The sequence below is a fragment of the Mesorhizobium tamadayense genome (assembly GCF_003863365.1).
Classification (GTDB): Bacteria; Pseudomonadota; Alphaproteobacteria; order Rhizobiales; family Rhizobiaceae; genus Mesorhizobium; species Mesorhizobium tamadayense.
This window is the reverse complement of sequence record NZ_RQXT01000018.1, coordinates 101213-112820: the sequence shown is the minus strand read 5'-3', so window position 1 is coordinate 112820 and position 11608 is coordinate 101213. Positions and strand designations below refer to the sequence as shown.

Sequence of the window (11608 nt, the reverse complement as noted above, 5' to 3'; positions counted from 1 at the left end):
CATGTGGCATTTCGATTCACTCAGAACTTTCCCCGGACAGCCCTGCCGTTCACGGGGAGAAGGTGCCGGCAGGCGGATGAGGGGCAGCGCCGACCTCTCACGGCTGCCCATTGCCCGACAGGATCTGCGCCGCGCCCTTCACGGCAACTCGAAACGCCTCGTCGAAGCTGACGCCGCGCACCTGCCATTGATAGGTCTTGCCGCGATCGGCCAGCCGCCAGTCGGCGATCCAGCCGAGTTCCTTGTCGCTCCACACGATGCTGCCGGCGAGCGCCCGGGTCGCTCCGGCCTTTCTCGCGAGTTGGTCGAGCCTCGCCATATCCGTCGCGGACAGCGCCTTCTCATCTAACGCCGCAAGCTGCTTGGCCTCTGGAAAGGTAATGCGTATCAGCAACGGACCGGTGGCGTTGGCGAAAGATTCGCGCATCGTCTTGCCGCGATCCTCGTCGGCCGTCAGCACGAAATGCCTCGCGCCTTGCTCCGTCGTCAGGAAGACGGCGATCGTCGGCCGCTCGCCGTGCCAGGGCTTGCTGCCGAGCTGCGCCAGGAGCTTGTCGACCACGGCCGGCTTGTAGAGGCAGGTGAGGTCATGCGGCCGGTCATGCGTGCCTTGCTCGTCATGGATCGGAATGCCTTCCAGCCGGTCGCGGTAGCGGAAGGACTGGACGAAGTCGGCTGCCTTGTCGCGCAGCGCCAGCATCTCCGGCTTCTGCGTCAGCCGCTGATCGCCGGAAACCTTGACCAGCACCTTCTCCAGGCAATCCTTGAAGCCGATCTCGCGGTTCGGCTCGCCGGTGCCGGTGACGATTGTCTGCGCCTGGTAGAGTTCAAAGCCTGCCGCGGCGACAGCCGGCGGAACTCCCAGGCAAAGGAGACCTGCCAATCCAGCCACGAAACGAGAAAATCCGGCCATGTCGATTTGCTCGAATTCTGTCGGCCGCGCGGGCGCGACACTTTGCCGGTTACCTAACATCGGACGCGGCTGGCCGCCAGCACGGCAATGCCGCCATTGACGCATCCCTATGCCGCCTTTAGCACTTCAATCCCCTTGGAAGGGCCGAGAGAAGGATTCTCTGGTGATCGATTTTGGCGGAGGCGACGAGATTCGCTTCGAGCGTTTGGGCAAGGCGGGCGTCGTCACGTTGACGCGGCCGCAGGCGCTCAATGCCGTCACCCACCGCATGGTCAAGGCGCTCGGCAATGCGCTCGACGCCTGGGAGGGCGATGCCGGCGTGAGCGTCGTCGTCCTCAAGGCCGAGGGCAGGGCGTTTTCCGCCGGCGGCGACATCCTGCACATCTACGAGGCCGGCCGCGCCGGCAAGCCGCCGGTCGGCTTCTTCGCCGACGAATATCGGCTCAACGCCCGCATCGCGCGCTTCAGGAAACCCTATGTCGCGCTGATCGACGGCATCGTCATGGGCGGCGGCGTCGGCATTTCCTTCCACGGCTCGCATCGCGTGCTGACCGAGAACGCGCAATTCGCCATGCCCGAGGTCGGCATCGGCTTCTTCCCCGATGTCGGCGCCAGCCACCTGCTGCCGGGTCTCGGCGGCAGCTTCGGTATGTATCTGGGGCTGACGGGAAATCGCATCCGCCATGGCGATGCGCTGTGGTGCGGGCTCGCCACGCACACCATCAGAGCCGAGGACCAGGCGGGCCTGCTCGACGAGCTGGCGGTTTCGGGCGATCCTGAATCGGAGTTGCGCGGTTTTTTCATGCCGCCGAAGCGCGAGACGGAGCGGCAGGATCTGGACGCGATCGCCCACCACTTTTCGCAACCTTCGCTCGCCGGCATCATCGCCAGCCTCGAGGAGGCTGCCGCCGGCAATGCTTTCGCCGCCAAGACGCTGGCGACGATGAGGACGCGTTCGCCGACCAGCCTCAACGTCGCTTGGCGCGAGATCAGCGCCGGACGGACGCTGTCGATGGACGAGTGCATGAAGATGGAGTTCCGCATCCTCAATCGCATGCTTGCCGGCCACGACTTCTACGAAGGCATCCGCGCCGCCATCATCGACAAGGGCTCGAAGCCGCAGTGGCGGCCCGCCAGCCTCGACGCCGTGAGCGCAGCCGATGTCGACGCCTATTTCGCGCCGCTCGGTGCCGGGGAGCTCGAGCTGTGAGCGAGGTCACCTCCAGGCGCGTTGTGCTGCAGCCTTCGACCACCGAGGTGATCTTCGCCTGGTTCCAGCGCGTCATCGCCGGCTATTGCCTGCTCTTCGGCATTCTCTACTGGATCCGGCTTATCGGCATTTATCCGGGCGCGCTCTGGCGCTTCGACCTGATGCCGGTGCACTGGCAGGTGGCGGCGGCCACGCTTGCCGTCTTTTTTCCCTTCGCCGCCGCGGGTCTCTGGATGCTCGCGTCCTGGGGCCCCGTGATCTGGTTCATCTGCGCGGCGACCGAGACTGTCATGTATGCCGGCTTTCCCGATCTCTTCGGCCACCGGCTGCTGATCGTCATCTCGCATGGCTGCGTGGCGCTGCTCTATATCGTCTTCCGGGTGACGATCTGGTTGCAGAAGCGCCGGCTCAGGCAGTAGCTTGCCGGGCGGCTCCGGGAACCTAGATACGGGTTCAGCGATCGCATCAAAACCATTGGCTAAATCTTTAGGTTAATTGTTCTTGCTCGCGTGACCGTTCGTTAAGCCTCTTTCGAAACCTCTTACCGGTAAGCTCTTGTTAGCCCTGGCGTTTAAGTCGAATTTTATGAGTATTCGATAGTGTCGCGATCAAGGTGAAGAACAAAAAATCACCGGGCGACAAACGAGAGGCAAAGACAATGATCAATTCGCGTCCGGCGGCGAAGACCGCCAACGTTTCCGACGATCGCCGCGAGGCGATCCGTTCGCTGTACATGGAATCGCTGCAGCTGGTGGAGCGTCTGCATCGCCGTCTGCTTGACGTGATCAAGGACGAGTTCGACCGTAACGGCCGCTCCGACATCAACGCCATCCAGGCGCTGCTGCTGTTCAACATCGGCAACTCGGAGCTGACCGCCGGCGAGCTGCGCTCGCGTGGTTATTATCTCGGCTCGAACGTCTCCTACAACCTGAAGAAGCTGGTCGACCTCGGCTTTATCAACCACCAGCGCTCGCGCATCGACCGCCGCTCTGTCCGCGTCTCGCTGACGCCGAAGGGCAACGAAGTGGCCGACGTCGTCGCCGGCCTCTACGAGCGCCATGTCGGCTCGATCGAGCAGGTCGGCGGCATCAACACCGACGAGTTCAAGCAGATGAACCGCGCCCTGCAGCGGCTGGATCGCTTCTGGAACGACACGATTGCATACCGGATGTGAGTTCGTTCGAAATCTGAGGACATTGGAGCCGCGCCAAAGAAGCGCGGCCCGGTGCAACAGTCAGGGGCCGATGCCGAAAGGTGCCGGCCCTTTCTTGTTGGGAAAATCGAAACTCGGCCGGGCCATAGGGGGAGGTTGACCGAACGGCAATGCTGGTGGAAGCTTTTCAGCCGACGGGGAGGGGTGTCATGCACTATTTCCTGCTTGTGCTTTCCGCCTTGACCGTGGCTTCACCGGCTGACGCCAAGACGCTCTACTACGGCGGCAGGGCCGGAATGGAGGTCACGATCGTCAAAAAGTCCGGCATCGGCACGTCGCATGCCAGCATCCTGACACACCAGGCAGAACGGCATCGGTTTTTGCCGCGACTATGTCGGCAAGGTGACCGAGGATTGCATTGCCAAGGAACTGAAGACGCCGCTGCATCTGGAGATCTCCGCCGACTGCAAGAGCGGGAAGTTCACGACACTTTACGGCGCCAACATGCTGTACCAGGGACGCAGCCCCGCCGGCAGCGCGACGGACTACCTGATCACCGACACGGATGAGAACGTGGTGCTCGATGGCTCAGGTGCCTCGGGCTACGACTATACGATCGAGCAATTCAAAGCCCTGTGCCCGAACCGGGTGAGGTAAGGAGAAGCCGACGGGGAGCATCTGTCGAATGGCGGCCGGCGATGCAGAAAAGCATCGGTCCCTTTTCTTTCATCGCATCGCTCGATGCAAATCGCGGGCCGAGGCCACGTTGCCGCCATAATCCCAGTGGAAGCGAGGATGCGGGTGATGCTGCGGGCGAGGGCCGTGCGCTCACTCGAGCCCGCATCGCGGCAGCGTGTTTCATGCCTCATGTGATGCAGGTCATGGTTGGCTAATTGTTAACATTGCCAACCCTAGAGTGCGGGCAAGCCGCCCGGTATAGCGACTTGGCGAGATCGAACACAGCAAGAATGTATGCCATGAGAACCAGCCGCCGTTTCTTCCTTTCCGGAGCCTCCGCGCTCGCCGCCGCTTTTGTTGCCGGCCATGCCAGCGCGCAGGACGTGATCGGCGATATCCTGAAATCCTCCGCCCGCGGCAATTGGGACGATCAGTTCGATGCCCGCGCCAGTGAGGGCGGCAAGGTTGCCTCCACGCTGCCGATCTTCAGCCTGCAGACCGTCGCCTTCACCGAGCAGGCGGTGGCGCAGTACCAGGGCATCGTCGGCCAGGGCGGCTGGGAGCAGGTTCCGGCGACCAAGAAATTGCAGCTCGGCGTCGACGATCCGGATGTCGTGCCGCTGCGCAAGCGGCTGATGACCTCGGGCGATCTGTCGCAGAGCGCCGGCATTTCGACGGCCTTCGATTCCTATGTCGACTCGGCGGTCAAGCGCTTCCAGCTTCGCCACGGCCTGCCGGCCGACGGCGCGATGGGCAAATACACCTATGCGGCGATGAACGTGTCGGCGCAGATCCGGCTCGGCCAGCTGCAGACCAATCTGCAGCGGCTGCGCGAGAAGGCGGGCACACTGGGCGACCGTTACGTTCTGGTCGACATTCCGGCGGCTCAGATCGAAGCGGTCCAGAACGACCGTGTCGTGCTGCGCCATACCGCGATCGTCGGCAAGATCGACCGCCAGACGCCGATCGTGAATTCCAAGATCAACGAGATCATCGTCAATCCGTACTGGAACGCGCCGGTCTCGATCGTGCGCAAGGACATCATTCCGCTGATGCGGAAGGATCCGGATTACCTCAAGGACAGCCACATCCGCCTGTTCGCGCCGGACGGCAGCGAGGTCGACCCGATGACCGTCGACTGGTCGACGGACGATGCCGCGAAATACCGCTTCCGCCAGGATCCGGGCGGCAACAACGCCATGGCGTCGGTCAAGATCAACTTCCCGAGCCCCGACGGCGTCTACATGCACGACACGCCGCAGCAGAGCCTGTTCGGCAAGCTGATGCGCTTCGATTCTTCCGGCTGCGTGCGCGTCCAGAACGTGCGCGATCTCGTCACCTGGATCCTGCGCGACACGCCCGGCTGGGACCGCCAGCATTTCGAGGCGGCGATCAAGACCGGCGAGAACACGCCGGTGCAGGTCGTCAATCCGGTGCCGGTCCACTTCCTCTATCTGTCGGCATGGTCGACGGGACCTGGCGTCGTGCAGTTCCGCGACGACATCTATGGCCTTGACGGCAACAGCGAGCTGCAGATTACGTCTGCGCTGTAAGCCTATGATATCACGAGTGAAAAGGCCGCTCATAAAGCGGCATTTTTCATATCGGCCGCTGGTTGATCAGCCTCGCAGACGCCTGCGCGCGGTTGACGGCGCAGGGCGTGCGCTGGGCATTGTCGACGTGGAGGCGCGCCATCTCCACGGCGATGCCGAGGATGGCCGATATCTGCCGTCGCCCCTGCGCAATTCCTCAGCGGCTGGACGCGACGACGGCAATTGCCCATGGTCGGCGAGAGAGCCGGAATCGCATCCATGCAAGTCGCCGTCTTCATTCTCGTCGTGCTCGCTTTCGTGGCGCTTTCCGGCGCTCTGGTGCGGCTGGTGCGCGTGCCGCTGCCCGTGCTGCAGATCGCGATCGGCGCCGCGCTTGCCTGGCCGGCGAAGGGCCTGCATGTCGAGATCGACCCGGAACTCTTCCTCCTGGTTTTCATTCCGCCGCTACTGTTCGGCGATGCCTTCGCCGCGCCGAAGCGGGAGCTGATCGAGCTGCGCGGGCCGATCCTCGATCTTGCGATCGGATTGGTTTTCTTCACCATCGTCGGCTTCGGCTACGCCTTGCACTGGCTGGTGCCGAGCATCCCGCTGGTGGTCGCCTTCGCTCTGGCCGCCGTGCTGTCGCCGACCGATGCGGTCGCGGTGTCCTCGATCGTCGACCGCAACGTCGTTCCGGCGCGGCTGATGCACATACTGGAAGGCGAGTCGCTGCTCAACGACGCCTCCGGCCTGGTCATGTTCCGCTTTGCCGTCGCGGCGGCGCTGACCGGCAGCTTCTCCTTCGCGGCCGCCTCGCTGAGCTTCCTCTACGCCGTGGCGGCCGGCGTCCTCGCCGGCATCGCGGCGCTGTTCATCGCCGCCAAGGCGCTGCAGGTGCTTGGCCGCATCGGCGGCACGCCGGCGGAGGCGCAGGTGCTGGTGATGACCCTGCTGCCCTTCGTCGCCTATCTCATTGCCGAGCATGTTGGCGCCTCGGGCATCCTGGCGGCGGTCACCGCCGGCCTGCTCACCGGGACCTCCGGCATTTTTCGCCATCTGTCGGTATCGGCGCGCATCCAGGCGATGTCGCTGTGGTCGACACTGACCTTCGTCTTCAACGGCGCTCTCTTCATCTTGCTCGGCCTGCAACTGCCGGACATCATTCGCAGGGTTCCACCGGAGCTCGCCAGCCGGCACTGGCTGTTCGAGCCGGCGCTGACGGTATTGCTTTTGACGCTCTGCCTGATCGGCCTGCGCTTCCTCTGGATCTGGATCGGCGACATGGCGTCGGTGGTCAGCGCGCGGCTCAGCAAGCGCAAGGCGGAACCCTTCGGTTTCCGTGTCAGGCTTGCCGGATCGGTAGCCGGCGTGCGCGGCGCGATCACGCTGGCCGGCATCCTGTCGCTGCCGCTCGCGCTGCAGGACGGCTCACCCTTTCCGGCGCGCGACGTGGTGATCTTCCTCGCCGCCGGCGTCATCATCTGCTCGCTGGTCATCGCCAGCCTCGCATTGCCGAGGATCGCGCACGGGCTGGTCGAGCCGGGCGAGGATCCTGGCGCGGCCGAAGAGCGCCGGGCGCGTGTCGGCGCCGCCAATGCGGCCATCGCCAGGATCGAGAGCCTCGCCAGCGAGGGCGGCGAAGGCGAGGCGGCCGAGGCCCGGCTTGCGGTCGCCGACAGCATCGTCGCCGGCTACCGCCGCCGCATCGCCGCTTCAGATGAGGCCGATGAGGCGCGCGCCGAGGCACGCGAAGCAGGACGGCTGGAACTCGAATTGAGACACGCCGGCATCGAGGCGGAGCGCGCCGCCGTGCGCGACATGTTCCGCAGCCGCGAGATCAACGACCACACGATGCGGGCGCTGCTGTCCGAGATCACGCTGACCGAAGCCTTGCTCAAAAGCCGGCGGGACAGGAAATAATGCTTCAGCGGATTTGCCTGGCGCAATCCGGCCAGCAAATTTCGCGACGCAAACGTGGCGGGCTCCAAACAACTGTGTTAATGGCGCGGCGACCTCGCAAGACCTCCGGCCCCAAGGGAAAGCAAGCCATGTCAAATGCCGCGGCAGCCTCCAGCAAATTCGAATCCTTCTTCGAGACCACGCTTGCCGAAGCCGATCCGGAAATTTTCGGCGCCATCCGCAACGAGCTTGGCCGCCAGCGCCATGAGATTGAGCTGATCGCCTCGGAAAACATCGTTTCCCGCGCCGTGCTCGAGGCGCAGGGCTCGATCATGACCAACAAATATGCCGAGGGCTATCCGGGCAAGCGCTACTATGGCGGCTGCCAGTTCGTCGACGTCGCCGAGGAGCTGGCCATCGAGCGTGCGAAAAAGCTGTTCGGCTGCAACTTCGCCAACGTCCAGCCGAATTCCGGCAGCCAGATGAACCAGGCCGTGTTCCTTGCGCTGCTGCAGCCCGGCGACACGTTCATGGGCCTCGACTTGAATTCCGGCGGCCATCTCACCCACGGCTCGCCGGTCAACATGAGCGGCAAGTGGTTCAAGGTCGTCTCCTACGGCGTGCGCAAGGACGACCATCTCCTCGACATGGACGCGATCGAGAAGACCGCGCATGAGACCAAGCCGAAGCTTATCCTGGCCGGCGGCACCGCCTATTCGCGCATCTGGGACTGGAAGCGTTTCCGCGAGATCGCGGATGCGGTCGGCGCCTATCTGATGGTCGACATGGCGCATATCGCCGGCCTGGTCGCGGGCGGCATGCACCCGTCGCCGCTGCCCTATGCCCATGTCGTGACCACGACCACGCACAAGTCGCTGCGCGGCCCGCGCGGCGGCATGATCCTGTGCAATGACGAGGAGATCGCCAAGAAGATGAACTCAGCGGTGTTCCCGGGCCTGCAGGGCGGTCCGCTGATGCATGTCATCGCCGCCAAGGCGGTGGCGCTTGGCGAAGCGCTGAAGCCGAGCTTCATGGCCTATGCCGAAAGCATCGTCGCCAACGCCAAGGCGCTGGCGTCGAGCCTTCAGGAAACCGGCCTCGACATCGTCTCGGGCGGCACCGACAACCATCTGATGCTGGTCGACCTGCGCCCGAAGAACGCCACCGGCAAGCGCGCCGAGGCGGCGCTTGGCCGCGCCAACATCACCTGCAACAAGAACGGCATCCCCTTCGATCCGGAAAAGCCCTTCGTCACCTCCGGCGTCCGTCTCGGCACGCCCGCCGGCACCACGCGCGGCTTCGGCCAGGCCGAGTTCCGCGAGATCGGCAAGCTGATCGCCGAGGTGCTGGACGGGCTGAAGGTGGCGAATTCCGACGAGGGCAATGCGGCGGTCGAGGCCGCGGTCAAGGCGAAGGTCACGACGCTGACCGATCGGTTCCCGCTCTACCCCTATCTCAGTTGACCCCTCGCGTTGACCCCATCGCTTGGTTGACCAAGCGCCGCGCGTCATCTTTTATCCGCCGGCAGCGCGCCGTCCTGATTGGACGGCGCTCCGAAATGGAGACTTGATGATGCGCATTTTCCCTCTTGCCGCCCTGGCCCTACTTGGCTCGCTGGCCGGTTTCGCTTTGTCCGGCGCGGTCGCCCAGGAGCAGGCGCAGCCGGATTCGGGTTTGCCGGCCACCAGCACCTTCGGCAGGTGGACTACCATCATCGACACGCTCGATACCGGGCAGGATGCGCACAAGACCTGCGCAGCCTCCACGGCCTTCGTCGACGGCATCGGCAATGCGGGCACTCTCACGCTGTCGATCTCGACCGGCGACGCCCTGCCGCCCGATGCCTATCCCGCCATCATGATCGCAGTCGACAACAAGGACCTGCCGACCGGCAAGAACATCGCCGCGACCTTAGGCGATCCCGGCGTCAAGGTTTCCGCGAAAGTCTATTCCAACGACGCCGTCAACGGCCGTCCCAGCTGGACGGTCGACGACCAGGCTAAGACAAGTCTCGCTTTGCTGCGCGCCATGCGCAAAGTCACCTCGCTTGATGTCGCCTTCGGCAAGCAGACCGTCGCCAGCATTCCGATGGACGGTTTCACCAAGGCCTACCGCAATCTCGGCACGTCCTGCGGCTTCCCGACCAAGGATGTCGCGCCATAATGCAGGCAGCCGTTGGTTAGGGGGCAGTAGATGGACATCGTTTGGAAAGGCGTGGTTGGCGGATTGGTCACGGCGCTGATCGTCTGGGCCTCCAAACGCGGCAATGTGTTGCCGGGCATCCTGCCGCTGGCGCCGACCTTTGCGGTGATTGCGCTGCTTGCCGTTGGCTCCAAAGGCAACATGCCCGGTTTTCGCGAAGCCTGCCTTGCCGGCTTCAAGACGATACCCGCCTATCTCGCCTTTCTCGGCGCCTGCTGGCTGTTCATCGACAAGCTCGATTACCGGCTTGCCGTGTTGGGCGGCATCGCCGTGTGGCTGGTGGCGGCGCTGGCAATCTTCCTCGCGCCTCGCTATCTCTGAGGCATAAAAGGCTCTAAGCCTTTCGCCCACAGAATCGCGAACCCAAGGCTCTCCATGCGCTGCCCCTATTGCCAGTCCGAAGATACGCAGGTGAAGGATTCGCGCCCCGCCGAGGACGGCGCGGCGATCCGCAGGCGCCGCGTGTGTCCGGACTGCGGCGGCCGCTTCACCACCTTCGAACGCGTGCAGTTGCGCGACCTCGTCGTCATCAAGAAGTCCGGCCGCAAGGTGCCGTTCGATCGCGACAAGCTTTTGCGTTCTGTCGAGATCGCGGTCCGCAAGCGTAACGTCGACCCCGAGCGCATCGACCGGGCGGTGACCGGCATCGTGCGCCAGCTCGAAAGCTCGGGCGAGACGGAAGTCGCCTCCGGCGAGGTCGGCCGGCTGGTCATGGAGGCGCTGAAGTCGCTCGACGACGTCGCCTATGTCCGCTTCGCTTCGGTCTACCGCAACTTCCGCGAGGCCAAGGATTTCCACGAATTGCTGGGCGAGCTGAAGGGCGACGAGGAAAAGACCGAGGAGGACGCCGGCTGATCATGGCGGGATCTCGACTGACCGGGGCCGATCAAGCGGCCCTTGATCGCCGTTTCATGGCGGCGGCCATCAGGTTGTCGCGCCGCAATGCCGGTCGGACCTCGACCAACCCTTCCGTCGGCACCATCATCGTGCGCGACGACGGCGCCGGCCCGATGATCGTCGGCACCGGCGTCACCGCTGTCGGCGGGCGACCGCATGCCGAGACCGAGGCGCTGGCCGAGGCTGGCGACCTGGCGTCCGGCGCCACCGCCTATGTCACGCTTGAGCCGTGCGCCCATCATGGCCGCACGCCGCCTTGCGCCAACGCGCTGGTCAATGCCGGCATCGCGCGCGTCGTCGGCGCGGCGACCGATCCCGATCCGCGCGTCTCCGGCCAGGGCTACGCCATCCTGCGCGCCGCCGGTGTCGAGGTGGTGGAGAAGGTGCTGGCCGCCGAGGCCGCCGAGCAGATGGCCGGCTATTTGATTCGATCTTTGAAAAAACGCCCGGAAATAACTCTGAAGCTTGCGCTTTCGAGCGACGGCAAGATCGGCAGAAGGGGCTCTGGCCAGGTCGCCATCACCGGCGAGATCGCCAGGCGTGAAGTCTATCTGATGCGCGCCGAAGCCGATGCCATCCTGGTCGGCATCGGCACGGCGCTGGAGGACGACCCGGCGCTGACCGTACGCCTGCCGGGACTGGAGAACCGCTCGCCGGCGCGCATCATCCTTGATCGCCAGATCCGGCTGCCGGAAACGTCGAAGCTGGTGTCCGGCGTCGACCGCGTGCCGCTCTATGTTGCGGCGTGCCCCGAGGCCGACCCGCACCGTAGGGCCGCGCTCGAACGCGCAGGCGTGCACTTCATCGGTACCGAAACGTATGAGAGCGAGGTGGCCCTGCCGGAACTGCTGGAGGATCTGGCGGGACTCGGCATGGCAAGCGTGCTGGTGGAGGGCGGCGCCAAGGTCGCCAAGGCCTTTCTTGAGGAAGAGCTTGTAGACCGCATCGTGTTGTTCCAGGGGCCGGAGGCGATCGGCGAGGACGCCATTGCATCGCCCATCGACGCGAACCATATCCCGGCCGGGTTCCGCAAATTGCGCGACATGCGCTTCGGCGAGGACAGCTACGCGGAGTGGATAAGACCATGATCCCAAAAAAGTGGGAGCCGGTTTTTTGGATAAGAT

Annotated in this window: 12 protein-coding genes; 11 read left to right on the top strand and 1 reads right to left on the bottom strand. The window is 64.4% G+C overall.

The genetic code is table 11. The annotated features are described in order from the left end of the window. Positions 1–97 precede the first annotated feature (97 nt). Positions 98–913, bottom strand: a complete 816-nt coding sequence (locus EH240_RS16615; RefSeq protein WP_125000013.1) for a DUF2066 domain-containing protein — start codon at positions 911–913, stop codon at positions 98–100. Between the two features lie 166 nt (positions 914–1079). On the opposite strand from EH240_RS16615, the gene EH240_RS16610 reads away from it, so the two are divergent. The 11 genes from EH240_RS16610 to ribD all read left to right on the top strand — a co-directional run bounded on the left by EH240_RS16610 (position 1080) and on the right by ribD (position 11572). Then, positions 1080–2123, top strand: coding sequence for an enoyl-CoA hydratase/isomerase family protein (locus tag EH240_RS16610; protein ID WP_125000023.1), 1044 nt, complete (start codon positions 1080–1082; stop codon positions 2121–2123). Further along, on the top strand, positions 2120–2542 hold the full coding sequence (locus tag EH240_RS16605) for a DUF6163 family protein (protein WP_125000012.1): 423 nt from the start codon (positions 2120–2122) through the stop codon (positions 2540–2542). The genes EH240_RS16610 and EH240_RS16605 overlap by 4 nt, the downstream gene beginning before the upstream one ends. Positions 2543–2781: 239 nt before the next feature. Continuing rightward, positions 2782–3297 (top strand): transcriptional regulator LdtR, encoded by a 516-nt coding sequence (gene ldtR / locus EH240_RS16600; protein ID WP_013896002.1) that lies wholly within the window; start codon positions 2782–2784, stop codon positions 3295–3297. Positions 3298–3678: 381 nt separating this feature from the next. Continuing rightward, complete coding sequence (locus tag EH240_RS39020; RefSeq protein WP_245436109.1) at positions 3679–3933, top strand: hypothetical protein; 255 nt, start codon at positions 3679–3681, stop codon at positions 3931–3933. A 320-nt stretch (positions 3934–4253) separates the two neighbouring features. Beyond that, on the top strand, positions 4254–5507 hold the full coding sequence (locus EH240_RS16590; protein WP_125000010.1) for a L,D-transpeptidase family protein: 1254 nt from the start codon (positions 4254–4256) through the stop codon (positions 5505–5507). Positions 5508–5765: 258 nt separating this feature from the next. Further along, a complete protein-coding gene (locus EH240_RS16585) occupies positions 5766–7406 on the top strand; it encodes a Na+/H+ antiporter (protein WP_125000008.1) in 1641 nt (546 codons plus the stop codon). Between the two features lie 128 nt (positions 7407–7534). Next, positions 7535–8848: a serine hydroxymethyltransferase gene (gene glyA, locus EH240_RS16580; protein ID WP_125000006.1), complete on the top strand. Its 1314-nt coding sequence runs from the start codon at positions 7535–7537 to the stop codon at positions 8846–8848. Between the two features lie 109 nt (positions 8849–8957). Beyond that, entirely contained in the window at positions 8958–9548 is a 591-nt protein-coding gene (locus EH240_RS16575) for an invasion associated locus B family protein (protein ID WP_125000021.1), read from the top strand. Positions 9549–9578: 30 nt separating this feature from the next. Then, entirely contained in the window at positions 9579–9908 is a 330-nt protein-coding gene (locus tag EH240_RS16570; RefSeq protein WP_125000004.1) for a GlpM family protein, read from the top strand. Positions 9909–9962: 54 nt separating this feature from the next. Beyond that, positions 9963–10442, top strand: a complete 480-nt coding sequence (gene nrdR / locus EH240_RS16565; protein WP_059184872.1) for a transcriptional regulator NrdR — start codon at positions 9963–9965, stop codon at positions 10440–10442. 2 nt (positions 10443–10444) lie between these two features. Then, positions 10445–11572, top strand: a complete 1128-nt coding sequence (gene ribD, locus EH240_RS16560) for a bifunctional diaminohydroxyphosphoribosylaminopyrimidine deaminase/5-amino-6-(5-phosphoribosylamino)uracil reductase RibD (protein WP_167484042.1) — start codon at positions 10445–10447, stop codon at positions 11570–11572. The last annotated feature ends 36 nt before the right edge of the window (positions 11573–11608 follow it).

Coding starts and splice junctions, on each gene's coding strand:
- EH240_RS16585 (WP_125000008.1), top strand. CDS start 5,766: ATGCAAGTCGCCGTCTTCATTCTCGTCGTGCTCGCTTTCGTGGCGCTT.
- EH240_RS16615 (WP_125000013.1), bottom strand. CDS start 913: ATGGCCGGATTTTCTCGTTTCGTGGCTGGATTGGCAGGTCTCCTTTGC.
- ldtR (WP_013896002.1), top strand. CDS start 2,782: ATGATCAATTCGCGTCCGGCGGCGAAGACCGCCAACGTTTCCGACGAT.
- EH240_RS16590 (WP_125000010.1), top strand. CDS start 4,254: ATGAGAACCAGCCGCCGTTTCTTCCTTTCCGGAGCCTCCGCGCTCGCC.
- glyA (WP_125000006.1), top strand. CDS start 7,535: ATGTCAAATGCCGCGGCAGCCTCCAGCAAATTCGAATCCTTCTTCGAG.
- ribD (WP_167484042.1), top strand. CDS start 10,445: ATGGCGGGATCTCGACTGACCGGGGCCGATCAAGCGGCCCTTGATCGC.
- nrdR (WP_059184872.1), top strand. CDS start 9,963: ATGCGCTGCCCCTATTGCCAGTCCGAAGATACGCAGGTGAAGGATTCG.
- EH240_RS16570 (WP_125000004.1), top strand. CDS start 9,579: ATGGACATCGTTTGGAAAGGCGTGGTTGGCGGATTGGTCACGGCGCTG.
- EH240_RS16575 (WP_125000021.1), top strand. CDS start 8,958: ATGCGCATTTTCCCTCTTGCCGCCCTGGCCCTACTTGGCTCGCTGGCC.